This window comes from Massilia aquatica, assembly GCF_011682045.1.
In the GTDB taxonomy this organism is placed as follows: Bacteria; Pseudomonadota; Gammaproteobacteria; order Burkholderiales; family Burkholderiaceae_D; genus Telluria_A; species Telluria_A aquatica.
Genome location: NZ_VVIW01000003.1, coordinates 349,575 through 375,946, shown reverse-complemented (window position 1 = coordinate 375,946; position 26,372 = coordinate 349,575). Strand labels below are relative to the sequence as shown.

The window sequence follows — 26,372 nt, the reverse complement described above, 5'->3', positions numbered from 1 at the left end:
CCCATGCTCACCAATCACCTCAACGGCGCGAATAACCAGAACCTTGCCGGCAACGCCAACACGGTCATCGGCCAGGCTCCCGCCAGCGAAACGCAAGACATGTTCACCAAGCTGCTGGTGGCGCAGATCCGCAACCAGGATCCCCTCGAGCCAAGCGATCCGTCGCAGTTCGTCAACCAGCTCTCGCAGCTGAGCCAGACCGAAGCGATGCAAAGCCTGGCCAAGCTCAACAGCACCAGCGCCAGCGTGCTGGAAAGCATCCAGACCCTGGCCCTGGGCGCCCAGGTCGGCTCCGACATCACGGTCCAGACCAACAGCGTGCGCCTGGACGGCAGCGCGCTCAAAGCCAGCATCACGCTGCAGGGCGCCAGCGCCACCAACACGGTGACCCTGATCGGCGCCGACGGCGTCAAGCACGACGTGCAGCTCGGTTCGCGCGGTGCGGGTCCGCAACAGTTTTCCATCGATCCGGTCGCGCTTGGTCTGGCGCCCGGGAAATACGATATCAAAGTACAAACGAGTGCTGGTGCGCTCGACGCCATCGAAGTCATCGGCCGCTTAGACAGCGTGCGCATGTCGGCCGGTGGCGGTGTGGTCCTCAAGGTGGCAGGAATCGGCGATGTTGCGCCGTCGTCCGTCACTGGTTTCAACGGCAAGTCCGGCGCATCGCTGGCGGCCGCCAACTCCTCCACCGCAAATTAAAGGAATACCATCATGAGTTTCGAAATCGCATTGTCGGGCATCCAGTCGATCAACACCCAGCTCGAAGCAGTCAGTAACAATATCGCCAACGCCGGCACCTACGGCTTCAAGAGCAGCCGCGCCAACTTTTCGGCCATGTACGCCGGTTCCCAGGCCACCGGCGTGGAAGTCGGTTCGATGACCCAGAGTATCGGCCTGAACGGCGGCGTGACCACCACCGGGCGCAGCCTGGACGCCGCCATCGACGGGCGCGGCTTTTTTGTCAGCCGCGACAGCCAGGGCGTGATGAATTACAGCCGGGTCGGCATTTTCTCGGCCAACAAGGATGGCTTGCTGGTCGACAGCAACGGCCGCGCCGTGCAAGGCTACGCCGCCATCAAGGGCAGCAGCGCCATGGGCGTGATGGGCAATATCAACGTACCGACCGGCCAGATCCCGGCCGTCGCCAGCACCAAGGTCAACTACGTCGGCAACCTGTCCAACGACTGGACGGTGCCAGCGGTCCCCACCTTCGATCCGGCCGTCGCCGGCAGCTACAACATGGCCAAGCAATCGGTGTTCTACGATTCGCTGGGCAGCCAGCACACTCTGTCGCAGTACTTCATCAAGGGCACCGGCACCAACGTCTCGGTGCGCTATGCGATCGACGGTGGCACCCCGCTGGGCACCACCACCGCCCTGGCATTTTCCAACCTGGGCGCGCTGCCGGCCGTGCCGCCGGCCACCACCCTGAACTTCACCGCCACCAACGGCTCGGCCCCGGTCGTGCTCGACATCAACTACGCCGGCACCACCCTCAACGCCGGTGAAGCCATCACCACCACCAACAGCGCCGACGGCTACACCTCGGGCACCTTCATCGGCGTCGAAATGGCGGTGGACGGCTCGGTCATGGCCAAGTACAGCAACGAGCAAGCCCAGGTGATCGCCACCGTGGCGGTGGCCACGTTCGCCGACGAAGGTTCGCTGACCGCGGTGAGCGACACCAGCTGGACCGCCAACGCCTCGTCCGGTTCACCCCTGTACGGCAATCCGGGCAGCGGCCTGGCCGGCAAGCTCAATACCGGCGCGCTGGAACGCTCAAATGTTGACATTACGTCAGAACTTGTGGGCCTGATGACGTCACAGCGCAACTATCAAGCAAATTCCAAGGTGATTTCAACAGAAAATCAGATGATTCAGTCCTTAATGCAGGCACTATAAGTATCTGCACGGAAATACGAGTTTCTGGAACTGCGTCATTGAGGGAGCAACATGGATAAATTGATCTTTACAGCACTGAGCGGCGCCGAACGCGCGCTGAAGGCCCAGCAGGTCCACGCCAACAATCTGGCGAACATGGATACGACGGGCTTTCGCGCCAACCTGGAAATGTCGGCCACGCAAGCGCTGGGCGGCTCGGGCTTCGACGACCGCCACTATGTGCGGATGCAGTCCGATTCCGTGTCGGCCCGCTCCGGTCCGGTCAAGGAAACCGGGCGCGACCTCGATGTGGCGATTACCGGCAACGGTTACCTGACGGTGCAATGGCAGGGTGGCGAAGCCTACACCCGCGCCGGCGCCATCAACATCGACGCCGATGGCGCGCTGTCGGTCAACGGCCATCCGCTGATGGGCGAAGGCGGCCCGGTGGTTTTGCCGCCGCATAACGCGGTGACGATCGGCTCGGACGGTTCGATTTCGGTGCTGGCGCCGGGAACGGCCGAGATGCAGGTGATCGACAAGCTGCGCCTGGTCAACGCCGAAGCCGGCGAAGTGACCAAGAACGAAGGCGGCCTGATCGTCTCGCGCAGCGGCCAGCCGCTGGCGGCCGATGAAACCGTGGTCGTGCGCGGACGCCACCTGGAAGGCAGCAATGTGTCGGCGGTCGAAGAAATGGTCGCCACCATGAGCCTGAACCGCAGCTTCGAGTTGCAGATGAAGCTGCTCAAGGCCAGCGACAACATGAATGAAGTCGGCAACCGCCTGCTGGGCAGCTGAAGTTCCCCGCGCGCCACACAAGTTAAAGTTAAAGGAAACCATCATGAATCCAGCAATGTGGATCAGCAAAACCGGGGTGCAAGCCCAGGACGCCAAACTGCAGGCGATCGCCAACAACCTGGCCAACGTCAACACCGTCGGCTTCAAGCGCGACCGCGTGGTCTTCGAAGACCTGTTCTACCAGGTCGACCAGCAGCCGGGCGCGCAGCGCGCCGACAATACCCTCTCGCCATCGGGCGTGCAGCTCGGTAACGGTACCCATCTGCTGGGCACCCAGAAAGTGTTCACCAACGGCAGCCTGCAAACGACCAGCCAGCCGCTCGACGTGGCCATTTCCGGCAACGGCTTCCTGCAAGTGCGCCGCCCCAACGGCGACCCGGCCTACACCCGCGCCGGCCAGTTGCAGGTCGACGCCACCGGTACTCTGGTCAACGCCCAGGGCTTGCCGCTGGTGCCGCAGATTACCGTGCCGAACAACGCCACCGCGATCACCATCGGTGAAAACGGCATGGTCTCGGCGACCATTGCCGGCAGCACCACGCCATCCGAACTCGGTCAACTGACCCTGTCGAACTTCGTCAACCCGACGGGCCTCTTGGCACTCGGCGAAAACCTGTTCTCGGAAACCCCGGCCAGCGGCGCCGCCGCCGAAGGCCGTCCGGGCGACGGCGCTTTCGGTAAGCTCAAGCAGGGCGCGCTGGAAGGCTCGAACGTGCAGGTGGTCGAAGAAATGGTCGACATGATCGCCGCCCAGCGCACCTACGAGATGAACACCAAGGTGCTCTCGGCCGCCGACAACATGCTGCAATACCTGGCCCAGGCGGCCCGCTGATGAAAGCCGTCGCCGCCTTGTTTGCGCTGGCTGTGCTGGGCGGTTGCGCCAGCACCGTCCAGCCGCCACCGCGCGCGATGGCCGACGACACCGCCCCGCTGCCGCGCGCGGCGGTGCGCGGCGGCCTGTCGGGCGGCGTGTTCAATGCCGAAGCGGTGCCGCTGACCTCCGACAGCCGCGCCTTCCGCACCGGCGACGTGGTGACCGTGATCCTGCAAGAAACCACCCAGGCCAGCAAGCGCGCCGGCACCAGCATCAGCAAGGAGTCGAGCATCGGCGTGACCCCGCCTCTGCTGCTCGGCAAGACGTTCCCGAAAGCCGGCATCGACCTCTCGGCCGAACGCAGCTTCGAGGGCGACGCCACCAGCACCCAGCAGAACGCCCTGTCGGGCGCGCTGACCGTGATCGTGCAGGAAGTGCTGCCCAACGGCCTGTTGCGCGTGGCCGGCGAAAAAAGCCTGACCCTGAACCAGGGCGAAGAATTCGTGCGCCTCAAGGGATTTTTGCGCGCCGCCGACATCGACGCCGACAACCAGGTTTCATCGCTGCGCGTGGCCAATGCGCAGATCAGCTATTCCGGCAGGGGCGCCCTCGCCAATGCCAATCAGCCAGGCTGGCTGACCCGCTTCTTCCTCGGTCCCTGGATGCCGTTTTAAACGACGCCTCGCTTTTGCCCGTCCTGTGCCGTTCTAAGGAAACACCATGCAATCACGCGCTTTTTTCCATACCCTTACCCTCCCCTTTTCCGTGCTCGCCCTGCTCTCCTGCCTGGCCCTACCGGCGTCGGCCGCGCAAACCCTGCGCAACCTGGTCAGCGTGGAAGGCGTGCGCGAGAACCCGCTGGTCGGCTACGGCCTCGTGGTCGGCCTGAACGGCAGCGGCGACAGCACCCAGGTCAAGTTCGCCAGCCAGTCGGTGGTCAACATGCTCAAGCAGTTCGGCGTCAAGCTGCCGGACGGCGCCGAAGCGAAGAACAAGAACGTGGCGGCCGTCATGGTCAGCGCGGTATTCCCGCCCGGCTACCGGCGCGGCCAGCCGATCGACGTGACCGTCTCGTCGCTGGGCGACTCGAAAAGCCTGCGCGGCGGCGTGCTGCTGCTCACCCAGCTACGCGCGGCCGACAATGAAGTCTACGCACTGGCGCAAGGCAACGTGGTGGTTGGCGGCCTGAACGCCACCGGCGCCAGCGGTTCGAGCGTCACCGTCAACACCCCGACCGGCGGACGCATTCCCAACGGCGCCAACATCGAACGCGAAATCGGCAGCGACTTTTCGACCCGCGCCGAAGTCATGCTGCGCCTGAAAAACCCGCACTTCCAGACCGCCACCAACGTCGTCGAAGCCATCAACCGCCGCTTCGGCCCGCTGGCCACCACCGCCGACGGCGCCAGCATCGAAGTCATCGCCCCGGCCAATCCGACCGAGCGCGTGGCCTTCATGGCCAAGCTGCAGGCGATTTCGGTCGATGTCGGCACCGACACCCCGAAAGTGGTGTTCAATTCGCGTACCGGCACGGTCGTGATCGCCGAAGGCGTGCGCGTCAAGGCCGCCGCCGTCACCCACGGCTCGCTCAAGGTGGTGATCGCCGAAAGCTCGAACGTGAGCCAGCCCGGCCCGTTTTCGGGCGGCCGCACCGCCGTCACCCCGCAATCGAAACTCTCGGTCGACCAGGGTTCCGGCGCCATGTTCAAGTGGCCGGCCGGCGCCAAGCTGCAAACCATTGTCGACATCGTCAACAGCCTGGGCGCCTCGCCCGACGACATCATGGCGATCCTGCAAGCGCTCGACCAGGCCGGCGCCATCGAAGGCGAACTGGTCGTTATCTGAAGGAGTCCCGCCATGAATCCACTCGACCTGACTAGCAAGCTCACCCGCGCCGGCATGGGCGCCGACCACGAAGCCGCCGTGACCCCGGCCGCCGACCCGGCCTTCGTGGCGAAGGCCACCAAGGCCGCCATCGAATTCGAAAGTTTCTTTATCGGCAATATGCTGCAGCAAATGCGCAGCGGCACCCGTGCCATGGCCGACGACGACAGCGTCTTCAAGGACCCGGTCAACCGCGACATGCAGGACATGGCCGACAACATGATGGCCGGACAAATGGCGCACCAGCGCGCCTTCGGCGTGGCCGACGCCATCTTGCGCCAGCTGCTGCCGGCCACCGTCGCGCAAACCGCGGCGCCGGCCGCGCCGGCCGGCGCGCAGCCGATTACGCGCCAAACTCCGCAACAAAAAATTTAATGGCGGCAAGATTTCGGTCGCCTTGTCAGTATGACGACCCATCTTGCAGGGCTTTTAAAGCACGCACCGAGCAGCATTGAGAAAGAACCGACCCCATGAGCATCATGAACAACGCCCTGAGCGGCGCCCTTGCTTCCCAACTCGCCCTGCAAGCCACCAGCCAGAACATTGCTAACCTGCAAACGAAGGGTTACACGCGCCAGTCGGCCCTCTTGACCGCGGTCGGTCCGCAAGCCGGTCCGCGCTCGGCCGGCAACGGGGTGGCGGTCAATTCGCTGCTGCGTTTTTCCGATGGCTACAAGAACCAGCAACTGTGGCGCGCCGGTTCCGGCGTCGGCCAGTTTTCCCAGACCCAGCCGTACCTGACCCAGCTCGAGCGCGTGATGGGCGACAACGACGCCAGCCTCTCCAACGGCGTCGACAAATTCTTCCAGGCCCTCAACGCGGTGGCCGGCGTCGATCCGACCTCGACCCCGCTGCGCCAGCAAGTGCTGACCGCCGCCGGCGCCATGGCGCAGCGCTTCAACAGCATGAACAACCTGTACAACGGCCAGCTGCAATCGCTGCGCGACCAGCGCGGCGCGATCGTCGCCTCGGCCAACGCCTCGATCCAGACCATCGCCGACCTGAACCGCCAGATCAGCCTGGCCAGCGCTTCCGGCAGCAGCACCTCGACCCTGATCGACGCGCGCGACATGGCCATTGACGCCCTCTCCACCCAGGTGGGCCTGGAAGTGACCGACCAGCCCGACGGCACGCGCAGCATCTCGCTCAAGACCGGCCAGGCGCTGGTGATCGGCGACATCGCCGCGACCCTGGTGGCTGAAGGCGGCGCCACGCAAAACCTGCGCGTCGATTTTGCCGGCTCCTCGTTCCAGCTCGACAAGGCCGGCGTCGGCGCCCAGCTCGGCGGCCTGGGCCTGTTCGAACGCGATATCCTGCTGCCGATGCAAAAAGACGTTTCCAGCCTGGCCGAGCAGCTGGCGCAAAAGGTCAACACCCAGCTGGCCGCCGGCTACACCATGAACGGCACCCTGGGCGGCCCGCTGTTCGTGTTCACCCCCGGCAGCCCGTCGAACATGCTGCAGGTCACGGCCGGCTACCAGACCGCCGACCTCGCCTTTTCAGGCGATAATAAGCCGGGCGACAGCGGCAACCTGCAAGAGCTGATCAAGATCAAGAAGCAGACGGTCACCCTGGCCGGGATCGGCTCGGTCATGATCAGCGACGCCGATTCCCAGCTGGTCGGCAAGCTCGCCGTCGACAGCCAGCAGAACCGGGTGGCCCTGGCCACCGCCGAGACCATGCGCAACCATGCGATGGACGACTGGACCTCGACCAGCGGCGTGAACAAGGATGAAGAAGCGGTCAATCTGGTCGAGTACCAGAATATGTACCAGGCGAATATGAAAGTAATGTCAGTTGCCAACTCGCTGTTCGATGCGACGCTGGCCATGATGGGTTAAGGAGAAACGTATGCGGATTGCCACCAGCCAGTACCAATCGACGATGAACATCTCGCTCCAGCTGAACCAGGAGCGCATCAGCTACGTCAACCAGCAGATGTCGAGCCGCACCCGCATCCTGCTGCCGTCGGACGACCCGGTCGACACGGTGCGCATGTCGCGCCTGCACCGCGAAGAATCGGACGTCACCCAGTACCGCGCCAACATCGGCGCGCTCAAGATCCGCCTGACCAAGAACGAATCCTACCTCTCGAGCATGGTCAACGACATGATGGCCGGCCGCGACCTGCTGGTCTGGTCGTCCGACGGCGGCAACGCCCCGGCCGACCTGGCCGCCATGGTCTCGCCCCTGACGGCGCTGCGCGAAAGCCTGCTGTACACGGCCAACTCGATCGACCAGGAAGGGCGCTACGTGTTTTCCGGCACCCAGACCGACGTTGCCCCGATTACCTACAATGCGGCGGCCGCGCTTGGTTCGCGCTATAGCTTCGCCGGCAACACCAAGGACCAGACGGTGGTGGTGGGCAACGGCATCACCCAGGTTGCGAACGGCAACATGAAGGGCATCGAAACCATGCTCAACCAGCTCGACCAGAGCATCGCCGCGCTCGGCGCCCCGGGCGTCTCCGCCAACGACCCGACCGTGCGCACCATCCTGGCCGCCAACCTGGACGGCTTCGACACCGCGCTCGAGCTCATCTCCGGCAAGATCGCGGTGCTGGGCGGGGCCCAGAACATCATCAGCACGCTCGACGAAAACCACAGCAATGTGAGCCTGTCGAACCAGATGGCGCTGACCGACATCGGCCAGCTCGACTACGGCCTCGCCGCCACCGAGCTGGGCGGCTACACCAGCGCGCTGGAAGCGACCTACAAGGCCTACGCCAAGATCGGCAACCTGTCCCTGTTCGCGGCGCTATAACGCCATGGAAGCGATCCGCCCCACCAACAGCACCGCCAGTGCCACCAGCGGTCCGGCCGGCGCCCACGCCACCAGTGGCGCCGGGGTGCGCAGCGAAGCGGCGCCGGGCGCGGCGCAGGCGCGCCCTCCGCAACTCAACCCGGCCCAGCCGGTTCCTGGCTCGGCCCCGCCATTGCGGCGCGGCCTGGCCCGGGTCGACCATCAATTGCAGGGCGACGTCGCCAGCGCCCAGCAAGCGCTCGACTTCCTCGAACAGGTGGCCGGCCAGCTGCAAGCGCTCAAGGGTGAAATCAGCGCCAAGCTCAGTTCGCGGCGCGGCGACAGCGGCGCCATCGAAGCCCATCTGCGCCAGCTCGGCGCGACCATGGACAAGCGGCGTCAGTCCAGCGGCGGCAGCGTCGACGCGCGCCTGAATTTTTCCAGCCCGGCCCCGGCCAGCCAGCGTTTCCGCATCAAGGGCCTGAACCTCGACATGCTCACCGCCGGGGCCGGCCAGACCCTCTCGTTCTCGGTCGGCAGCAACACCCAGCCGCTGACGGTGGCGGTCGACCCGACCCTCACGCGCGACGAAATCGTGGTGCGCTTCGACCGCGCGCTGGCGCCCGCCAACATGCGCGTGAGCGCCGATGGCAGCGGCGCGCTGGTCTTCAGTACGCCCGAAAACGCCTGGCCGATGGTCCGCGACTCGCTCTCGATCCAGGGTGTGGGACGGGTCGCGGTGGAAGCCGACACCGACGTCGTCGCCCCGCAGCAATGGCGCGCAAACGACAGCGACGCCTTGCGCCAGAGTTTGCATGAAGTCGTGCAAGCGCTCTCGCAAGTGCAGCGTTCGCAGGATGCGGCCAGCCAGGCGCTCAGTGCGGCGGCCAGCCGCGCCTCCGCCAACCAGCCGCCGGCGGCCGACATCGAAGTAATGGCGCAGGATTTCGCCGACACCGCCAGCACCCCGAACTACGAATCGCTGCTGGCGATCACCTCGGCGCTGGTCGGCATCAGCCGCGAACGCGTGCTGGCCCTGCTCGGCCTGCACTAAGCCCCACCACCGGGGTCAGAGCTTTAATTAGCAATATCGCTGATTACGCCGATAGCCACGCGATTTCCCCTACCACCGGGGTCTGACCTCTGATTCGAAATGTTTCGAATCAGAGGTCAGACCCCGGTGTGTTTTTTGCGCGCCTTCCAGAGGCAAACACGCCGCACGGTAAGCCGGTGCTGTCCAGCAATCCGCGTGAATTGTCCGAGCCAGCCCTGATTGCACCTACAACCGGGGTCAGAGCTCTGACTCGAAATATTTCTGATTAAAGCTCTGACCCCGGTTGCAGGCGCATCCGACCACCCAGCGCCAGCTATCAGAAAAGCTAGTTATCCAAGCCTTATCCGCCGATTAATCTTGCTCATAATGCACATCCAGATAGCAGGCGGATGCGCAGTGTCGCGTGTATGAAGAGAAACTGGCCGCATCCAACCGGAGAGCATGATATGAGCACGGACAGCATCAAGCAACAACTCGAAAACACCCCGACAGGGACCTATCTGATGGCCCACGGCCACTTCGGCGGGTCGATCAATGCCACCATCGAGCAGGGTACGCTCAAGAGCATCGACTGGGCCAACGGCACCCTGGTTCTCCACAGCACCACCTACGATCGCGACCAGACGGTCGAGATCAGCAAGATTTCGTATATCGACGCCAGTCGCAGCGGATCGGGCGCGCTGGGCCCGGCGCAGGCACCGGATCTGCGCCAGGTAGGAAACGACTGGTACCGCGGCGATGTGAAAGTCAAATAAGACGCAGGCCACCTGCCCAAAACACCGCCGGCGTCATTTTTGCACGATGCGAACCGGCAATGCCGGACCGGGCTAGGGTATCGGCAGCACCGGCGTCGCGCCCGGCGCCGATGCCGCGCGGCGGCTCAGGAGCACCATGCCGACCAGTCCGGCCAGCGCAAGCACCACGGCAATCATCTCCGCCTGGCTCGCATGCACGCCGCCGATGGTCATGACGGGGTTGACCCGGATCTGTTCAATGACGAAGCGCTCGATGCCGGCCAGCACCAGGTACACCGAGAACAGCCAGCCGGTCTGGAAGCGGTGCTTGCGCAGCGCCCACAGCAGCGCGAAGCAAGCCAGCGCCATCACCGTCTCGTACACCGAGGTCGGATACACGCCCGGCGCCGCGATCACTTCGCCGAAGATATTGTTGTCGTAGGTTTGCGCCCAGAACCAGGTCGGCAGCCAATCGGGTTTCAAGGCCATGTTGGCGACCGTGCCCCAATCGCCGTCACCGGACACCTGGCAGCCGACGCGGCCGAGCGCGTAGCCGAGCATCATGGCCGGCGCGACCGCGTCGAGCAGCGGGCGGATCGGCAACCTCCAGCGCCGCAGGCACACCACCCCGGCCACTGTCCCAAGGATCAGCCCGCCGAACACGCTCAGGCCCGAACGGCTGAAAATCATGCTCCACGGATCAAGCAGAAACTGGTCGGTATGCTCCAGGATATGGAACAGGCGCGCGCCGACAATCCCGACCAGCACCACGATGAAGGCCAGGTCGCTGACGATCTCCTGCGGCGCCACGGCCACCTCGCTCACGCTGCCATCGTCCCCCTTGACGCGCTTGTACGCCGGCCCGACCCGCCCCTCGGCATGCAGGCGCGCCAGCTCGCGCTTGAGGCAGGCGGCGCCGGCCAGGATGGCCATGGCGACCAGCAAGCCGAAGGTGGCGATCGGCAACGGCAGGTCGAGGCCGGTCAGGTCTTTGATGACATCACTTAAAAACGGATACGACATGCAGTTCTTTCATAAATTAGCAGCCTGAGCCTGCAATGCGGCCCCGCATCAGTACCCTGCCTGGGCCCGACCTCGACAGCAGCCGCATCAGAAAGTTGTAAAGCCGGCGGCCGGCGAACCGGGGTCTGTCCCCGGTTTTACAACTTTTCCCGGTTTTGCAACTAGTGGAATGCAAAACGCCTTCCGCCGGACGGGTCCAGGGGAAGGCGTTGTCGCTACGGAATGCGAGGCACTCCGTTAGCGCCGGTCAATTACGCGGAATCGCGGCCGGCTTTTTTACGCTCGTGCTCTTTCAGGTAGCGCTTGCGCAGACGGATCGATTTTGGCGTGATTTCGACCAGTTCGTCGTCGGCGATGAATTCAACCGCGTATTCGAGCGACATCTGGATCGGCGGTACCAGGCGCACCGCTTCGTCGGTACCCGACGAACGCACGTTGGTCAGCTGCTTGCCCTTGATCGGGTTGACGACCAGATCGTTGTCGCGCGAGTGAATACCGATGATCATGCCTTCGTACACCGGGTCGTTGTGCACCACGAACATACGGCCGCGGTCCTGCAGTTTCCAGATTGCGTAGGCAACCGCGGCGCCGTCGTCTTGCGAGATCAGCACGCCGTTGCGGCGGCCAGCCATTTCGCCTTTCGAGTTGTCGACCGGTGCGTACTCGTCGAACACGTGGCTCATCAAGCCGGTGCCGCGGGTCAGGGTCATGAATTCGCCCTGGAAGCCGATCAGGCCACGCGCAGGAATCTTGTATTCCAGACGAACACGGCCCTTGCCATCCGATTCCATGTTCTGCAGGTCGCCACGACGACGGCCCAGTTCTTCCATGACGCCGCCCTGGTTGGCTTCTTCAACGTCAACCGAGAGTTGCTCGAACGGCTCGTGGCGCACGCCATCAACCATTTTGAACACCACGCGTGGACGCGATACGGCCAGCTCGAAGCCTTCGCGGCGCATGTTTTCGATCAGAATCGTCAGGTGCAACTCACCACGGCCCGAGACTTCGAAAATCGTGTCGTCGTCGGTTGGCGCAACGCGCAGGGCAACGTTGGCTTTCAGTTCGCGGTCGAGACGGTCGCGCAGCTGGCGGCTGGTGACGAACTTGCCTTCGCGGCCGGCCAGTGGCGAGTTGTTGACCATGAAGTTCATGGTCAGGGTCGGCTCGTCGACGGTCAGCATCGGCAGCGCTTCCGGGGTGTCCGGCTGGCAGATGGTCGAACCGATGCCGATTTCGTCGATACCGTTGATCAGGACGATGTCGCCGGCAACGGCTTCGTCGACCAGCACGCGCTCGAGGCCCTTGAAGTTCAGGACCTGGTTGATGCGGCCCTTGATCGGGGTCGAATCAGGACCGTTCAGGACGATGACGTCCTGGCCCGACTTGATGCGGCCGCGCGAGATACGGCCAATGCCGATCTTGCCGACGTACGACGAGTAATCGAGCGAGGTCACTTGCATCTGCAGCGGGCCGTCCGGATTGTCGTCACGCACAGGAACGTGCTTGAGGATGGCTTCGAACAGTGGGGTCATGTCGCCTTCGCGCACTTCCGAGTCGAGGCTGGCGTAGCCGTTCAGGGCCGATGCGAACACGACCGGGAAGTCGAGCTGTTCGTCGGTGGCGCCCAGTTTGTCGAACAGTTCGAAGGTCTGGTTGATCGCCCATTCAGCGCGTGCGCCCGGACGGTCGATCTTGTTGACGACCACGATCGGCTTCAAGCCCAGCGCCAGCGCTTTACGCGTCACGAAGCGGGTCTGCGGCATCGGGCCTTCTTGCGCATCGACCAGCAGCAGGACCGAGTCGACCATCGACAGCACGCGCTCGACTTCGCCGCCGAAGTCGGCGTGGCCCGGGGTGTCGACGATGTTGATGTGGGTGCCGTTGTATTCAACCGCGCAGTTCTTCGACAGAATCGTAATGCCACGTTCTTTTTCGAGGTCGTTCGAATCCATTACGCGGGTTTCGACTGCCTGGTTTTCACGGAAGGTACCGGATTGGCGCAGCAGCTTGTCCACGAGCGTGGTTTTGCCGTGGTCAACGTGGGCGATGATAGCGATGTTACGAATTGCGCGTTTTGAATTTGACATGGTCGTAAGGAACGGAAATGTACGTGGTGTACGAAGGTGTACGGTGCTGCTTAAATCAGGAACCGACTAGTATAGCACGCTAAAGCGGTGTATTGCGCACCACCAATTTGAAAATCCCTGCAATTTCAATGGCTTGCTGCTTTTTTCACCACAGACACGCAACGGCGCGGTGCAATTGTGACGGCTTTTCGTGTCCGCGGCATGACAAACGCCGCGATTGCCAGGCCCCGCCCCGGCGCAGCATAATCGCCTGTCTTTATAATTTGGAAATCATGATGAACGATCAAGCGGACAATGATAGCGGCACCGGTGGCTGGGACGCCATCAGCGCCAGCCTGGCGCAGCTGTATCCCGGCCAGGAGCCACGCCACGCGGCGCCGGTGCGGCCGGCGTTCCTGGGCGGCGGCGATCCACTGGACGGCATCAGCGTCTACCACAGCACGCACGGATTGCCGCACTGGCATTACGTCACCTACGGCCTGTCCGAACTGTACGGCAAGGAGTCCGAGGACCCGGACCACAGCGGCTACGGGCTGGAACTGACCTTCCGCCTGCTTGCGCTGCCGGGCGAGACCGAAGCGCCGTCGTGGGCCTTCGATTTCCTGCAGAACCTGGCGCGCTACGTTTTCCGCACCGGCAATGTGTTCGAGGACGGCCACTGGATGACCGCCAACGGCCCGATCGCGCTCGATACGCCCACCAGCATCTGCTCGATGGCCTTTGCCGGCGACCCGCAACTGCCGGCCATCGAGACCGTCAACGGCCGCGTCGAATTCCTGCAGGTGGTTGGCCTGACACTCGAGGAAGAGCGCGCGGCAACCCGCTGGGCGCCGAGGAAATTGCTGGACGCACTGCTGCCGCACATGCCGCTGTGGATCACCGACCTCGGGCGCGCCAGCCTTCTTGACCTGCCCGATGTCGGCGCGGCGGTGGCGGCCGGCATGGCGCGCGACGGTTCTTCAACCGGCCACATCTTCACCGATGTGCTTGAGGTGACCGAGCTGGTGCGCGGCGGCGCCGGCGCGTCGCTCGAGGTCACGCTGGGCGCGCGCCAGGTTACCGATCTGCTGGCCCTGCTCCCCCTGCGGCTGCCGTTCGGGAACGCGCTGGCACTGGCCGGCAGCGACTGGCAACTGGTGTTCGAGCCTGCCGCGATCGACGACGCGGTGCTGGAAGGCCAGACGCTGACCGTGTTCATGCGCCCCGTCACGCTGGCCGCCTTCGGATCGACCCTGGCGCCGTTCGCAGGCGACTACCATCTGGCTGGCCTGGCGCAAGTCGCGTGGTCGGTCAAGAAGACCCTGATCAGGGATGCCGACGGGGTAGTGGTGCAGACCATCGGCTAAGCGTCTGTCCGGCTATTCGTAGACCGTGCCGATCGCCAGCGGGCGCGTGACGGCATTCACCCTGGCCCCGGCCGGCAGGTCGGCAAAGCGCACCGTCACCACCTGATACATGCCCATCGAGCCATCCTCGAACGGGTGGGCGGCCTGCGGCGCCAGCATGCGCGACGCCGCCCCGCCCGCTTCCAGCGCAACCTCGGGCGTTGACCCGGCCGGATACACGATCGTCACGCCCGCGCACTGCTTGCCCAAGAGGCGCATGCGGTAACCCGAGGCGCGCTGCGCCGCCAGCAATTGCTCGCAGGCTTCGCGCAGCAGGCTGGCGTCGTACAGGCCGTCGTCGCGCTCGCGGATGCTGTAGCGCCCGCTGAAATAGTAGTTCCCCTTTTGCCGGTTCAGGGTGATCACCGCGTCATCTTCGTAGGCCTGTTTTTCCATTGGCAGCGTGGCCCGTCCCATGGCGTCGAGCGCCACCTCGAAGCGGGTGCGCGCGCCGGCCACCGACAGGCGCAGGCCGTCGAGCGGCACATCGGGGCGCAGCGGACGCACTTGCAGATGCGCCTGGATCAGGGGCCGGGTGCGCACGAAGGGGGCGAAGAAGGCGGCGGCCTTGTAGGCGCGCCGGTAGCCGATCCATTCCGGATCGCGCTGGGCGTTGATCTCCACCGTGGCAACGGGGTCGGTATCGGCGGCGCCCGCAAGGCGCGGCACGGCGCCAGGCAGGCAGGCGGCAAGCAAGAGCAATTTTGTCAGCGTTTTCATCGGCGGCAATACAGAGAGTGGGAGCGTCATTCTAGTGCAGGGCCGCCTCAGCGCCATGTGCCGGAAGGTAGAGACCGCGCATGACTTCCGGCACTGACCGGCGCCACCCGCCGTCACGTAAAATTGCAGCCTTGACAGCAAGCGCTTCCGGCGCAGACAGGCGCCACGATGACCTTCCGATTCGATCGACTTTTCCCGCGTGCCGTATGGCCCCTGGCCTGCCTGCTGGTGGCGGGACCGGGCTGCGCGCTGTTATGGATCTACATGCCCGATGCCGACAACTTCCGTAGCGTGAGCGGCTACCTGGCCCAGAGCGTTGCGGCCCGCTTCACCAGCGCGCCATCGGCCCTGGTCGCCGGCTCCGACCGCATCGAACTGACCACCCTGCTGCTACGCCTTGTGCGCACCGGCTGCGCCATCGGTTTTGCCGCGCTGGCCTGGCTGCGCGCCAGCGGACCGGCCTGGCCTGCCGTGCTGCGCTCGCCGGCGGCGCTGGCGCTGCAATTGTGCCTGGCCGTGGTCGGCGACATGGGCCTGATTTATGTCTTCAACGCCCAGCTCGGCACACTCCCGCTGCGCCAGGCCATGCGTTGGCTGGCGGGGGCGATCGTGCTGTCATCGGCCGCGGCCTTGCTGACGATTGTGTTGCTGCGCATGTCCGATGAGCGTTTTATCATGGCCTGCACGCTCACGGCCGCCGAAGCGGTCATCATGTGCATCGTCACGGCACTGGTGCTGGTGGCCCTGCGCGAACGGCGCGCGCGCGTGGCGCTGGCCGCGGCGCATGCCGAACTGCAGGCGACCCAGGCGCTGCTGGGCGAAGCGGTGCGCGCCAGCGAGCGCCTGCGCCTGGCGCGCGACCTGCACGACATGGCCGGCCACCATCTGACCGCGCTCAAGCTGCACCTGGACCTGGCCAAGCGCCAGGCGGGCGCGGCCGCCCCGCCCTCGCTGGCCACGGCCAGCAGCCTCGCCGCCACCCTGCTGGCCGACGTGCGCCTGCTGGTCAGCAGCGAACGCGGCGGGGGCGATATCGACATGCGCCTGGCGCTGCAAACCCTGTGCGCCGGCATTCCGGCGCCGCGCATCGCGCTCTCCATCGGCGAGCGGCTCGGCATCGATTCGGCCGCGCTCGCCCATGCGCTGTTCTGCGCGGTGCAGGAAGCGATCAGCAACGCCATTCGCCACGCGGACGCGGCATCCATGACGATCAGCCTGCAACGCGACACCAACGGCGACCTGCTGCTCGCGATTGCCGACGACGGCCGTGGCAGCGCGGGCGCGGCCGAGGGCAATGGCTTGCGCGGCATGCGCGAACGGCTCGATCAGTTGGGCGGCGCCTTGCTGGCGGCGAACCGCGCGCCGCATGGCTTCGCGCTCGACATCCGCCTGCCGCAAACAGGAACTTCAGCGGGAGCGGCCGCATGAGCCCGATCCGCGTGGTCCTGGTGGACGACCAGATGCTGGTCAGGAGCGGCATTCGCGGCCTGCTCGACCTGACCGACGACATCCGCGTGGTGGCCGAAGCGGCCAATGGCGAGGAAGCGGTGACCGTGATCGCGCAGGCGCAGGCCGATGTGCTGCTGCTGGACGTGCGCATGCCGCTGTGTTCGGGCATCGAGCTGCTGCGCAGGCAGCAGGGTTTGCTGCCGCCAACCATTCTCCTGACCACCTTCGACGATGACGAGGCGCTGTTCGACGGCATGCGCGCCGGTGCGCGCGGCTTTCTGCTGAAAGATATTTCGCTCGAACGGCTGGCCGACGGCATCCGCAGCGTCGCCGCCGGCGCCACCCTGTTCCGGCCGGGCCTGACCGAGCGCACCCGCGCCGCCTACGAACAGGCCAGCGGCGCGGCTGTCCCAGCCCAAGGCGCCGCCCGCCTGACCGCGCGCGAAACCGAAATCCTGGCGCTGATGGCGGCTGGCCTCAACAACGCCGAAATCGGCGCCGCGCTCGGGCCGAGCGAAGGCACCATCAAGAATCACGTCTCGAACATCCTCGCCAAGCTGGTCGTGCGCGACCGCGTACGGGCGGTGTTGCGCGGACTCGAACTTGGCTACATTTGACCACCCACTCCGACAGGAAACCATGACCACTTCAAGTCCGGCGCGCTACCGCGCCAGTGCCGCCGCCATTACCCTGCTGGCGGCCATCAGCCTGCCCGCCGCGGCGCAATCGTCCACCACCCAAATGCCGGAAGGCACCACCGATATCGACCTGAGCCTGATTGCGGCAGTGGTGCCGGTCAGCGAGGGCCGCAGCGGCATGAAGATGGTCGTGCTGCCGAGCATATCGGCGCAGTGGAGCAACGGCATCTTTGCCGCACCGGGCGAAGTCGGCATGCAACTGTCGGAAGACCCGATGCTCAAGTTCGGCCCGCTGCTGACCTACGGCACGCGTTCGCGCCGCGCCGACGACCGCGACGACAAGCTGCGCTTCGGCATCGAGGCCGGGGCGTTCGCCAGTTACCAGCTGGCGCACAACATCGGCTTTCGCTCCAGCCTGCTGTACGGGGGCGGCGACGACCGCAAGGGCGTGCGCCTGAAACTGGGCGGCAACTACGGCTTGCGCCTGAGCACACACCAATCGCTCAACGCCGGCGTGGGCATGAACGTGGTCAACCACGCTTACATGCAATCTTATTTCGGGGTGTCGCCGCAGCAGGCCAGGCGCGGCCGCAGACAGGTGTACCAGGCCAGCGCCGGGGTCAAGGACATCTATCTGTCGCTGCGCTGGAATGTGGAATTGAGCACAAAATACTCGCTGGGCAGCGGCGTGACGGTTTCGCGCCTGCTGGGCAGCGCGGCCGACAGCCCGCTCACCGACACCCCGCACAACGCCGTCGTGTTCACGGCGCTGAGCTATCACTGGTAAGCGAGCTCGCTAGCGGCGTTTCCGGAAATTGCGCCAGGTATCGACCAGCAGCCAGAGCGCCACGCCCGCCAGGCAAGCCAAATGCAGCGCGCGCAGCGACACCAGTCCGAGAAACGGATTGGTGCTCGACAAGGGCCACCATGGCTGGGTGTCGTCATGCATGATGGCGTCCAGCAAAACATGGGAAAAGGTGCCCAGGAAGGCGCCCATGCACGAGGCTAGCCAGCTGATCGGTTGATGACGGATGCCTAGCCGCCGCAGCACGAATTCGCTGACCGGCTTGCCGCTCAGCGCGGCCACGGCGCCGACCAGCAGCGCGCCGGGCACGCTGTGGGTGGGGCCATGCAGGATGGCGGTACTCATATAAATGCGCACCAGCGGTTCCAGGTCCATCAGCACTTGCGCGCCGCCGAACACCATGAAACTGAAATGGCGCCCGCCGATGGCCTTCATGGCCGCGCCGGGGCCAAGATGGAAAGGCGTGAACGGCATTGCTAGCGGCCGTGCACGGCGCGCGCCGGCGTTGTGTCTGCCTGACGGCAAAACAGGTCGCATGGTGAGGAGAGTAAAATGACGTTCACCTTAAGGCAGCGTTCATGAAAAAAAATCTACCCGGAATTATAGCGCTGATCTACGGCGCGGCACTTGGCCTGGCTTCTCCTTCCGCCCTGGCGGCGTGCGAGGCGGATCCGGGCTATCTGGCAGAATTCGAGGGCACCATCGGCGGCAAGTACCGGATCGGCATGAGCCTCAACTTCAACAACCCGGGCGTTGACGGCGACTATTTTTACGTCTCGCAGCGCAAGGACATTATTTTGCGCGGCACGATACAGGGCGATGGCCGCATCAAGCTGGCCGAATGGGACGAGCATGACAACGAGAGCGCCGACTTCGATCTGAGCCCGTCCAAAGAGTGCAACACCTTGGTCGGCGTCTGGCGCAAGCGCGGTTCGGCGACCAGCCTGCCGGTGCACCTGACCAGCACCGGCGGCGGCAAGGGCGGCACCCATGACCGCTACTGGCGCGCTGGCGCCGAGACCGGCGAGGATGTGAAGCGGATTAACCGCGCAGCTTACACATTCTGGCTGGGCGTCAAGGAAGGCAACAAAAAGGTGGTGGCGGCGCAGATCCGCTATCCGGTCAAGGTCGACCTTGGCGGGCGCCGTACCAAACTCAAGAACAGCGCGGCCTTGATCGCCAATTACGACGCCATTTTCACCGACAAATACCGGGCCGCCATCCTGAATGGCGTGCCGCATAATATGTCCAGCAACACCCAGGGCGTCATGCTCGGCCGTGGCGAAGTCTGGTTTAACGACCAGGGCAAGGTGATCTCCTTGAACAACTGAGGCGCCCGCGCCACCCGCCCGCGCCAGCGCCAGAACGCTGGCGGGGCGAGTGGCGCGGCCCCGTGGCTGGCCGCAAGGGTCCCGCTAGTGCGCGGCGGCGATCAGGCGTTCGGGCGCCAGGATTGCGTATTCCTGCAAGTTCGCGGTGCCCAGCAGGCGGGTGTCGTGATACACCCGCACCCGGCCCAGCGTTTCCGGCAAAGCGAGTCCTTCCTTGCCAAGCGCCAGGCGCTGGCCCTGCAGGAAGCGTTTGGCCAGTTCCCCGGTCAACTGCACCGCCGGAAAACTCGACAGCAAGGCATCGACCGGAGCAAGCAGGCTCAAGGGTGCCTCATGCGACTGCAATGCTTCCAGCGTGACCATGCCGTCGATCGTCAAGGCGCCGACCCCTGTCCGGCGCAACTGGACCAGGTGCGCACCGCAACCGAGCGCGTGGCCGATGTCTTCGCCCAGCACGCGGATATAGGTCCCCTTGCTGCACGTGACCGCCAGCTTCAGCAGCGGCGTCTCGAACGAGATCAGTTCAAGCTTGAGGATGGTGACCGGGCGCGCTTCGCGCTCCAGGGTGATGCCTTCGCGCGCGTACTCGTAGTAAGCCTTGCCGTCGCGCTTGAGCGCCGAATACATGGGCGGAACCTGCATGATCGGGCCGCGAAACTGCGGCAGCACGGCGTCGATCTGGGCCAGGGTCACGTCGACATCGCGCATGTCGATCGCTTCGCCTTCGGTGTCGCCGGTGGTGGTGGTGATGCCAAGGTGGACCGTGGTTTCGTAGGTCTTGTCGGCTTCGAGCAAGTCTTGCGAGAATTTGGTCGCTTCACCGAAGCACAGCGGCAATAAACCGGTGGCGAACGGGTCGAGCGTGCCAGTGTGGCCGGCTTTCTTGGCGTTGAGCACGCGCTTGGCCTTGATCAGCGCGTCGTTGGACGACAGGCCGACCGGTTTGTCGAGCAGCAGCACGCCGTCGACCAGGTCGCGCACCCGTTTGATGTGGGCTTGTTTCATGCTGGCTTATTCGGTGTCGGGCTTGCTGATATCTTCCGGGACCGGGTCCGGCTCGGCATCGGCCGCGCGGGTGGCGTTGGCCTGGTCGATCAGGAGCGACATTTCCATGCCGCGCGAGGTCGAGGTGTCGTGCACGAAGTGCAGCATCGGCAAGGTGTGGATGTGCAGGCGCTTGCCCAGCTGGTTGCGGATGAAGCCGGCTGCGGCGCCGAGACCGTCGACCGTGTTCTTGATCGTTTCCTTGTCGTCCTTGAACATGGTGAAGAACACCTTGGCATGGGCGTAGTCGGGTGTGATCTGGACTTCGGTGATGGTGATCATGCCGATGCGCGGGTCTTTCAGACCGTACGCGACGATCTCGACCAGGTCGCGCTGGATCTGGTCGGCCACGCGCAAGCCGCGGGCGGGAATGGTTTTGCTGTGTTTAGCCATGGTCGTATACTACTCTTTATGATTTTGTAGGGGGAAAAAGGTGGCGTGGCAAGTTTGAAACTCGCTTTTTGAAACACGCTTTAGTACCTGCCCCGCAAAACCGTCGTTCCCGCGCAGGCGGGAATCCATAGCACCTCTGCTTAGACGTGCCATGGATCCCCGCCTTCGCGGGGACGACGGCTTTTCGGTTTGCGGTGTCGGACACCAGTCCGCATGCCGGCTGTAAAAATACGGCCTGAAAACATCAAAACCGTCACTCCGCCTGCGCGGGAATGACGGTTTTTACGTTTGAGGCCAGAATGACTTCAATATGCCGTGGCCAGCGCCGCGTCCTGCTTCCGGGACGCCTCACCGTGCCACATCCAACGATTACAGCGTACGGGCGATCTCTTGAACTTCGAACACTTCGAGGACGTCGCCGACTTCGATATCGTTGTAGTTCTTGAGCGACAGGCCGCACTCCAGACCGGCGCGCACTTCTTTCGCGTCGTCCTTGAAGCGCTTGAGCGAGTCGATCTCGCCAGTCCACACAACGATGTTGTTGCGCAGCAGGCGTACCGAGGACGAACGCTTGACCACGCCATCGGTGACCAGGCAACCGGCAATCGCGCCGACTTTCGAGACCAGGATAACCTGGCGAATCTCGACCTGGCCGGTGATGTGCTCGCGCTTCTCCGGTGCCAGCATGCCCGACAAGGCCGCTTTGATCTCGTCGATCGCATCGTAAATGATGTTGTAGTAGCGAATGTCCACGCCGTTCGACTCGGCCAGCTTGCGCGCCTGGGCGTCGGCACGGGTGTTGAAGCCGATGATGACCGCTTTCGATGCGACTGCCAGATTGACGTCGGACTCGGTAATACCACCCACCGCCGCGTGCACAACCTGTACCCGCACTTCGGAGGTCGACAGTTTTTGCAGCGAGCCAACCAGCGCTTCCTGCGAACCCTGCACGTCGGTCTTGACGATGACCGGCAGATTCTTGACTTCGCCTTCGCCCATGTTGTCGAACATGTTCTCGAGCTTGGCAGCTTGCTGCTTGGCCAGCTTGACGTCGCGGAACTTACCTTGACGGAACAGACCAATTTCACGCGCTTTACGCTCGTCGGCCATGACCATGACTTCTTCACCGGCAACCGGCACTTCGGTCAGGCCCTGGATTTCGACCGGGATCGACGGACCAGCTTCGCTGATCGCCTTGCCGTTTTCGTCCAGCATGGCGCGCACGCGGCCATACGAGGAACCAGCCAGGATCACGTCGCCGCGACGCAGGGTACCGGACTGCACCAGGATCGTCGCAACAGGACCACGGCCCTTGTCCAGACGTCCCTCGACCACCAGGCCACGCGCTGGCGCGTCGATCGGGGCTTTCAGTTCCAGCACTTCGGCTTGCAGCAGAACCTGTTCCAGCAAGGCATCAATGCCTTCGCCGGTCTTGGCCGACACCGGCACGAATGGCGACTCGCCACCGTATTCTTCCGGCACGACTTGTTCGGCTACCAGTTCCTGCTTGACCCGGTCCAGGTTCGCACCCGGCTTGTCGATCTTGTTGATGGCGACCACCAGCGGCACGCCGGCAGCTTTTGCGTGAGCAATCGCTTCCTTCGTCTGCGGCATCACGCCATCGTCGGCGGCAACCACCAGAATCACGATGTCGGTTGCCTTGGCACCACGGGCACGCATCGCCGTAAACGCTTCGTGACCCGGGGTGTCGAGGAAGGTAATGATGCCGCGCGGCGTTTCGACGTGGTAAGCGCCGATGTGCTGCGTAATCCCGCCCGCTTCACCCGACGCCACTTTGGCGCGGCGGATGTAATCGAGCAAGGAGGTCTTACCATGGTCGACGTGACCCATGACGGTGACCACCGGTGCGCGCGAGACGGCTTCGAAGTGGGCGTGTTCGCCCTGGTCGGCCAGCAGTGCTTCAGGGTCGTCGAGTTCAGCCGCAAACGCCTTGTGGCCCATCTCTTCGACCAGAATCATCGCTGTTTCCTGGTCCAGCACCTGGTTAATGGTGCACATCTGGCCCAGCTTCATCAGCTGCTTGATCACTTCGGATGCCTTGACGGACATCTTGTGCGCCAGTTCGGCGACCGTGATGGTCTCAGGAACGTGAACGTCCTTGATGACCGCTTCGGTCGGCGCCTGGAAATTGGTTTCGCGGTCATCGCTGTGCGATGGACGACGGCCCTTGGCGCCACCGCGCCAGCTGTCGCGGCCACCCGGCGAACCGGTGTTGCCACGTGGCTTGATCGAGCCCGGCGCGCCGCGTTTTTTGGCGTCGTCCGACCAGGTCGAGGAGACATTGGCCGACTTGATCGACTTCTTGTCCGCCGTGACCGGCTTCTTGTCGCCCGGCTTGTCGCCCGGCTTCTTGTCGGCTGGCTTGTGCAGGGTGCCTTCAGGCGGCTTCGGCTTGATCGCGGCGACCGGCGGCGGAACGGGTTCCGGCGCCTTGATCGCGCGACGCGGCGCATTCATCATGGCCTTGATCTGCGCGACTTCGTCGGCCACGGCCTTGCGGGCGCGGTCGTTCGCTTCGGCGCGGGCCGCGGCTTCTTGCGCAGCGACAGCAGCCTTTTTCTTGGCTTCGTCGGCGGCAGCCTTCTTGGCGTCGTCGGCGGCAGCCTGGTCGGCGCCGGCAGCGGCGGCCGCGGCGGCAGCGGCTACGCGCTTCGCTTCGGCATCCGCTTCTTTCTTGGCGTCGGTCTCGGCCTGCTTGGCCTGGGCTTCTTTTTCAGCGTCGAGCTTGGCGAGGCGCTCCTGCTTTTCACGCAGGTCGGCTTCCTGGCGCGCAATCAGCTCTTGCTGGCGGCGTGCTTCTTCCTCGCGACGGGCCACTTCGGCCGCGTCGATCACTGGTGCAACAGGGGCTGCGGCAACCGGCGCGGGCGCCGGTGCCGGATCGTCGCGCTGGACGAAGGTGCGCTTCTTGCGCACTTCTACCTGGATCGTGCGCGACTTGCCAGTGGCGTCAGCCTGCTTGATCTCAGTGGTTTCTTTGCGCGTCAGCGTGATTTTCTTCTTCTCGGTGTCAGTCGCCGTGCCGTGGGTACGGCGCAGGTGATCCAACAACTTATCCTTATCATCTTTCGACAATGGATCTGACGTCGAACTTTTATCGACGCCGGCAGAACGCAGCTGCGTCAGCAGCAAATCTGCAGGCATCTTCAGTTCGGTGGCAAATTGGGCTACGTTGTTACTCGCCATTCAGTCCTCTTTTCTTTGTGTCGAGACAGATGATAAGGTTACTCAAATTAAGCCTTGGCCACTTCTGCCAGGCTCCAGGCTTTCGCCTGCAGCGCCTTGGCGCGGTCGTCATACTTTGAGTCGACCAGCTTCATCTCGTCGTCGGTCACATCATTAAATTCATTCTTGATCAGATCACGTGCACGGTCCGACGCCAGCGCCAGAATGGCACCGAATTCGTCGTACGCGAGCGCCGCGAACGCCTCAACGTTCTTGATACCGGCCAGACCCAGCTTGCCCGCAGTGTTGCGGTCCATGCCTTCCAGGTTAACCAGCTGCTCGTCCATCCCTTCCAGGCCTTCTTCCGAAGCAATTGCTTCAGTCACCAGCGCATCACGGGCACGGGTCCGCAGTTCGTTGACGGTATCTTCGTCGAAGGATTCGATATCGAGCATTTCGGAAATCGGCACATACGCGATTTCTTCCAGGCTAGCGAACCCTTCTTCCACCAGGATGTCGGCCACTTCCTGGTCGACGTCGAGTTTTTCCATGAACAGTGCGCGCACTGCCGCGGTTTCCTGAGCCGATTTATTCTCGGACTCTTCCGCTGTCATGATATTGATCTTCCAGCCGGTCAGCTCGGCAGCCAGGCGCACGTTCTGGCCGGAGCGGCCGATCGCGATTGCCAGGTTTTCCTCGTCGACAACGACGTCCATCGCATGCTTTTCTTCGTCGACCATGATCGACGAGACATTCGCCGGCGCCAGCGCGCCGATGACGAATTGGGCCGGATCTTCCGACCACAGCACGATGTCGACGCGTTCGCCGCCCAGTTCACCGGTCACGGCCTGCACGCGCGAACCGCGCATGCCGACGCAGGTGCCGATCGGGTCGATGCGCTTGTCGGCTGTATACACGGCGATCTTGGCACGCACGCCAGCGTCGCGCGCCGCCGATTTAATTTCGAGCAAGCCTTGTTCGATTTCCGGCACTTCCAGTTCGAACAGCTTCATGATGAATTCCGGCGCGGTACGCGACAGTATCACCTGCGGGCCGCGCATATTGCGGTCGATGCGCAGGATGTAAGCGCGGACACGGTCGCCGATACGCAGATTTTCTTTCGGGATCATCTGGTCGCGTGGCAGGCGTGCTTCGATCTTGCCCGATTCGACGATCGCGTCGCCGCGTTCCATGCGCTTGATGGTGCCGGTCACGAGCGAGTCGCCGCGCTCCAAAAAGTCGACCAGGATCTGTTCGCGCTCGGCGTCGCGCACACGCTGCAGGACCACCTGTTTGGTGTCTTGCGCGAAGCGGCGGCCGAATTCGACCGACTCGATCGGTTCTTCGATATATTCGTCGACTTCGATGTCGGGGATATTTTCCTTGGCTTCGAAGTGCAGGATTTCCTGGTCGGGCAGCTGCAGGCCGGCCTCGTCGGGCACGACATGCCAGCGGCGGAAGGACTCGAACTCGCCCGAATCACGGTCGATGGACACGCGAATGTCGACTTCGCCCTCGTAACGCTTCTTCGTGGCTTGCGCCAATGCGAATTCGAGCGCCCCGAAGACCACATCTTTATCGACATTTTTTTCGCGCGCCAGCGCGTCAACCAATAACAAAACTTCGCGGCTCATGCTTTGCGTCCCTTAAAATCCACTTGCGGCACCAAACGGGCCTTATCCAAGTCGGCGAGCGTAAACTCCAACAGCGCCGGACCATCCTTGCTTTCAAATTCCAATGCGATATTCTCGCCTTCCGGGGCCTGCAAGATACCGGTATAGGTCTTGCGGTCGGCCGTGCCGGGCATGGCCACGCGCAGCTTCACGGTGCATTCGCAACCGGCGAAACGCGCGAAATCGGCCAGGGTGCGCACCGGGCGGTCGAGCCCCGGCGACGAGATTTCCAGGCGCTCGTAATTGACGTTTTCCACAGTCAACACGTGCGACAGCTGGTGACTCACGGTGGCGCAGTCCTCGACCGTAATCGGGCCTTTTTCGGCCGCGTCGGCTGCAGTGAAATCGATATACACGCGCAGGATGCCGCGCTCGCCCCGTTCGACTTCAACGAGTTCGTAGCCCAGGCCACCGACTGTCTTGGCGATTAATTCAAACTGCTGCAAACAAGTTCTCCAGATCACGGCCCCGCAGGACCACTAAAAACGATTTACCAAAAAAAAAATGGGCATCTGCCCATCTTCCTATACTCCCAACCAGATGAAAGCACTTGCACCAGTGTGTGGTGGGAAGAACTTTTATTAGGCTGCAGATTATAACCTGTTATCGGGCCGTTCGCAATCCGATGACGGGCAAATGAACAGGCATACAACACTTATCAAGTTTAAAACAAAAGCCGCGCCGGCAGTGCCGCGCGGCGAGCCGTGCGCGCGGATGGGGGCCGAAAA

Annotated in this window: 25 protein-coding genes; 16 read left to right on the top strand and 9 right to left on the bottom strand. The window is 63.8% G+C overall.

All coding sequences use genetic code 11. The features are described from left to right. Positions 1-3: 3 nt before the first annotated feature. The 11 genes from F1609_RS07630 to F1609_RS07580 all read left to right on the top strand — a co-directional run bounded on the left by F1609_RS07630 (position 4) and on the right by F1609_RS07580 (position 9,931). Positions 4-702 carry a flagellar hook capping FlgD N-terminal domain-containing protein gene (locus tag F1609_RS07630; RefSeq protein WP_167075882.1) on the top strand — a complete coding sequence of 233 codons (699 nt, stop codon included), beginning with the start codon at positions 4-6 and terminating at the stop codon, positions 700-702. 12 nt (positions 703-714) lie between these two features. Beyond that, a complete protein-coding gene (locus F1609_RS07625; protein WP_167075881.1) occupies positions 715-1,905 on the top strand; it encodes a flagellar hook protein FlgE in 1,191 nt (396 codons plus the stop codon). 51 nt (positions 1,906-1,956) lie between these two features. Beyond that, positions 1,957-2,682 (top strand): flagellar basal body rod protein FlgF, encoded by a 726-nt coding sequence (locus F1609_RS07620; RefSeq protein WP_167075880.1) that lies wholly within the window; start codon positions 1,957-1,959, stop codon positions 2,680-2,682. Positions 2,683-2,725: 43 nt separating this feature from the next. Then, positions 2,726-3,514: a flagellar basal-body rod protein FlgG gene (flgG, locus tag F1609_RS07615; RefSeq protein ID WP_167399876.1), complete on the top strand. Its 789-nt coding sequence runs from the start codon at positions 2,726-2,728 to the stop codon at positions 3,512-3,514. Next, on the top strand, positions 3,514-4,170 hold the full coding sequence (gene flgH / locus F1609_RS07610; RefSeq protein WP_167075879.1) for a flagellar basal body L-ring protein FlgH: 657 nt from the start codon (positions 3,514-3,516) through the stop codon (positions 4,168-4,170). Before flgG ends, flgH begins: the two co-directional genes overlap by 1 nt. A gap of 46 nt (positions 4,171-4,216) precedes the next feature. Further along, a complete protein-coding gene (locus F1609_RS07605; protein WP_167075878.1) occupies positions 4,217-5,341 on the top strand; it encodes a flagellar basal body P-ring protein FlgI in 1,125 nt (374 codons plus the stop codon). Positions 5,342-5,353: 12 nt separating this feature from the next. After that, positions 5,354-5,755 (top strand): rod-binding protein, encoded by a 402-nt coding sequence (locus F1609_RS07600; RefSeq protein WP_167075877.1) that lies wholly within the window; start codon positions 5,354-5,356, stop codon positions 5,753-5,755. Between the two features lie 95 nt (positions 5,756-5,850). Further along, positions 5,851-7,221, top strand: a complete 1,371-nt coding sequence (gene flgK / locus F1609_RS07595) for a flagellar hook-associated protein FlgK (RefSeq protein ID WP_167075876.1) — start codon at positions 5,851-5,853, stop codon at positions 7,219-7,221. A gap of 10 nt (positions 7,222-7,231) precedes the next feature. After that, positions 7,232-8,143 (top strand): flagellar hook-associated protein FlgL, encoded by a 912-nt coding sequence (gene flgL / locus F1609_RS07590; protein WP_167075875.1) that lies wholly within the window; start codon positions 7,232-7,234, stop codon positions 8,141-8,143. A 4-nt stretch (positions 8,144-8,147) separates the two neighbouring features. Beyond that, positions 8,148-9,176: a hypothetical protein gene (locus F1609_RS07585; protein WP_167075874.1), complete on the top strand. Its 1,029-nt coding sequence runs from the start codon at positions 8,148-8,150 to the stop codon at positions 9,174-9,176. A 446-nt stretch (positions 9,177-9,622) separates the two neighbouring features. Next, a complete protein-coding gene (locus F1609_RS07580) occupies positions 9,623-9,931 on the top strand; it encodes a hypothetical protein (RefSeq protein WP_167075873.1) in 309 nt (102 codons plus the stop codon). 72 nt (positions 9,932-10,003) lie between these two features. Here the strand turns inward: F1609_RS07580 and F1609_RS07575 are convergent, their stop codons facing one another. Continuing rightward, positions 10,004-10,933, bottom strand: coding sequence for a prolipoprotein diacylglyceryl transferase (locus F1609_RS07575; RefSeq protein WP_167075872.1), 930 nt, complete (start codon positions 10,931-10,933; stop codon positions 10,004-10,006). A gap of 251 nt (positions 10,934-11,184) precedes the next feature. Next, a complete protein-coding gene (typA, locus tag F1609_RS07570) occupies positions 11,185-13,020 on the bottom strand; it encodes a translational GTPase TypA (RefSeq protein ID WP_167075871.1) in 1,836 nt (611 codons plus the stop codon). A 275-nt stretch (positions 13,021-13,295) separates the two neighbouring features. On the opposite strand from typA, the gene F1609_RS07565 reads away from it, so the two are divergent. Further along, the gene (locus F1609_RS07565; protein WP_167075870.1) at positions 13,296-14,366 is read left to right on the top strand and encodes a suppressor of fused domain protein; all 1,071 of its coding nucleotides are present in this window, start codon (positions 13,296-13,298) and stop codon (positions 14,364-14,366) included. Between the two features lie 12 nt (positions 14,367-14,378). Here the strand turns inward: F1609_RS07565 and F1609_RS07560 are convergent, their stop codons facing one another. Then, the gene (locus F1609_RS07560) at positions 14,379-15,125 is read right to left on the bottom strand and encodes a hypothetical protein (protein ID WP_167075869.1); all 747 of its coding nucleotides are present in this window, start codon (positions 15,123-15,125) and stop codon (positions 14,379-14,381) included. Positions 15,126-15,293: 168 nt separating this feature from the next. Between F1609_RS07560 and F1609_RS07555 the strand changes: the two genes are divergently transcribed. From F1609_RS07555 to F1609_RS07545, 3 genes are read left to right on the top strand one after another with little or no spacing between them, the layout of a single operon-like run. Further along, positions 15,294-16,553: a sensor histidine kinase gene (locus F1609_RS07555; RefSeq protein ID WP_167075868.1), complete on the top strand. Its 1,260-nt coding sequence runs from the start codon at positions 15,294-15,296 to the stop codon at positions 16,551-16,553. Further along, complete coding sequence (locus tag F1609_RS07550; protein ID WP_167075867.1) at positions 16,550-17,191, top strand: response regulator; 642 nt, start codon at positions 16,550-16,552, stop codon at positions 17,189-17,191. The genes F1609_RS07555 and F1609_RS07550 overlap by 4 nt, the downstream gene beginning before the upstream one ends. Positions 17,192-17,213: 22 nt before the next feature. Next, positions 17,214-17,999, top strand: a complete 786-nt coding sequence (locus F1609_RS07545) for a MipA/OmpV family protein (RefSeq protein WP_167075866.1) — start codon at positions 17,214-17,216, stop codon at positions 17,997-17,999. A 9-nt stretch (positions 18,000-18,008) separates the two neighbouring features. Here the strand turns inward: F1609_RS07545 and F1609_RS07540 are convergent, their stop codons facing one another. Then, positions 18,009-18,491, bottom strand: a complete 483-nt coding sequence (locus tag F1609_RS07540) for a metal-dependent hydrolase (protein WP_196785412.1) — start codon at positions 18,489-18,491, stop codon at positions 18,009-18,011. A 104-nt stretch (positions 18,492-18,595) separates the two neighbouring features. On the opposite strand from F1609_RS07540, the gene F1609_RS07535 reads away from it, so the two are divergent. Continuing rightward, positions 18,596-19,348, top strand: coding sequence for a hypothetical protein (locus F1609_RS07535; RefSeq protein WP_167075864.1), 753 nt, complete (start codon positions 18,596-18,598; stop codon positions 19,346-19,348). A gap of 84 nt (positions 19,349-19,432) precedes the next feature. Here F1609_RS07535 and truB read toward each other — a convergent pair whose 3' ends face one another. The 5 genes from truB to rimP form a co-directional block, all read right to left on the bottom strand. Continuing rightward, complete coding sequence (gene truB, locus F1609_RS07530) at positions 19,433-20,353, bottom strand: tRNA pseudouridine(55) synthase TruB (RefSeq protein ID WP_167075863.1); 921 nt, start codon at positions 20,351-20,353, stop codon at positions 19,433-19,435. Between the two features lie 6 nt (positions 20,354-20,359). Continuing rightward, entirely contained in the window at positions 20,360-20,785 is a 426-nt protein-coding gene (gene rbfA, locus F1609_RS07525; RefSeq protein ID WP_167075862.1) for a 30S ribosome-binding factor RbfA, read from the bottom strand. A 369-nt stretch (positions 20,786-21,154) separates the two neighbouring features. After that, complete coding sequence (infB, locus tag F1609_RS07520; RefSeq protein WP_167075861.1) at positions 21,155-23,992, bottom strand: translation initiation factor IF-2; 2,838 nt, start codon at positions 23,990-23,992, stop codon at positions 21,155-21,157. Positions 23,993-24,039: 47 nt separating this feature from the next. Further along, positions 24,040-25,605, bottom strand: coding sequence for a transcription termination factor NusA (gene nusA, locus F1609_RS07515; RefSeq protein WP_099874597.1), 1,566 nt, complete (start codon positions 25,603-25,605; stop codon positions 24,040-24,042). Further along, positions 25,602-26,090, bottom strand: a complete 489-nt coding sequence (gene rimP, locus F1609_RS07510; protein ID WP_167075860.1) for a ribosome maturation factor RimP — start codon at positions 26,088-26,090, stop codon at positions 25,602-25,604. Before rimP ends, nusA begins: the two co-directional genes overlap by 4 nt. Positions 26,091-26,372 lie beyond the last annotated feature (282 nt).

Bases quoted from the DNA above. Each gene is read 5' to 3' on its own strand.
- F1609_RS07630 (WP_167075882.1), top strand. From the start codon at position 4: ATGCTCACCAATCACCTCAACGGCGCGAATAACCAGAACCTTGCCGGC.
- F1609_RS07625 (WP_167075881.1), top strand. From the start codon at position 715: ATGAGTTTCGAAATCGCATTGTCGGGCATCCAGTCGATCAACACCCAG.
- F1609_RS07620 (WP_167075880.1), top strand. From the start codon at position 1,957: ATGGATAAATTGATCTTTACAGCACTGAGCGGCGCCGAACGCGCGCTG.
- flgG (WP_167399876.1), top strand. From the start codon at position 2,726: ATGAATCCAGCAATGTGGATCAGCAAAACCGGGGTGCAAGCCCAGGAC.
- flgH (WP_167075879.1), top strand. From the start codon at position 3,514: ATGAAAGCCGTCGCCGCCTTGTTTGCGCTGGCTGTGCTGGGCGGTTGC.
- F1609_RS07605 (WP_167075878.1), top strand. From the start codon at position 4,217: ATGCAATCACGCGCTTTTTTCCATACCCTTACCCTCCCCTTTTCCGTG.
- F1609_RS07600 (WP_167075877.1), top strand. From the start codon at position 5,354: ATGAATCCACTCGACCTGACTAGCAAGCTCACCCGCGCCGGCATGGGC.
- flgK (WP_167075876.1), top strand. From the start codon at position 5,851: ATGAGCATCATGAACAACGCCCTGAGCGGCGCCCTTGCTTCCCAACTC.
- flgL (WP_167075875.1), top strand. From the start codon at position 7,232: ATGCGGATTGCCACCAGCCAGTACCAATCGACGATGAACATCTCGCTC.
- F1609_RS07585 (WP_167075874.1), top strand. From the start codon at position 8,148: ATGGAAGCGATCCGCCCCACCAACAGCACCGCCAGTGCCACCAGCGGT.
- F1609_RS07580 (WP_167075873.1), top strand. From the start codon at position 9,623: ATGAGCACGGACAGCATCAAGCAACAACTCGAAAACACCCCGACAGGG.
- F1609_RS07575 (WP_167075872.1), bottom strand. From the start codon at position 10,933: ATGTCGTATCCGTTTTTAAGTGATGTCATCAAAGACCTGACCGGCCTC.
- typA (WP_167075871.1), bottom strand. From the start codon at position 13,020: ATGTCAAATTCAAAACGCGCAATTCGTAACATCGCTATCATCGCCCAC.
- F1609_RS07565 (WP_167075870.1), top strand. From the start codon at position 13,296: ATGAACGATCAAGCGGACAATGATAGCGGCACCGGTGGCTGGGACGCC.
- F1609_RS07560 (WP_167075869.1), bottom strand. From the start codon at position 15,125: ATGAAAACGCTGACAAAATTGCTCTTGCTTGCCGCCTGCCTGCCTGGC.
- F1609_RS07555 (WP_167075868.1), top strand. From the start codon at position 15,294: ATGACCTTCCGATTCGATCGACTTTTCCCGCGTGCCGTATGGCCCCTG.
- F1609_RS07550 (WP_167075867.1), top strand. From the start codon at position 16,550: ATGAGCCCGATCCGCGTGGTCCTGGTGGACGACCAGATGCTGGTCAGG.
- F1609_RS07545 (WP_167075866.1), top strand. From the start codon at position 17,214: ATGACCACTTCAAGTCCGGCGCGCTACCGCGCCAGTGCCGCCGCCATT.
- F1609_RS07540 (WP_196785412.1), bottom strand. From the start codon at position 18,491: ATGCCGTTCACGCCTTTCCATCTTGGCCCCGGCGCGGCCATGAAGGCC.
- F1609_RS07535 (WP_167075864.1), top strand. From the start codon at position 18,596: ATGAAAAAAAATCTACCCGGAATTATAGCGCTGATCTACGGCGCGGCA.
- truB (WP_167075863.1), bottom strand. From the start codon at position 20,353: ATGAAACAAGCCCACATCAAACGGGTGCGCGACCTGGTCGACGGCGTG.
- rbfA (WP_167075862.1), bottom strand. From the start codon at position 20,785: ATGGCTAAACACAGCAAAACCATTCCCGCCCGCGGCTTGCGCGTGGCC.
- infB (WP_167075861.1), bottom strand. From the start codon at position 23,992: ATGGCGAGTAACAACGTAGCCCAATTTGCCACCGAACTGAAGATGCCT.
- nusA (WP_099874597.1), bottom strand. From the start codon at position 25,605: ATGAGCCGCGAAGTTTTGTTATTGGTTGACGCGCTGGCGCGCGAAAAA.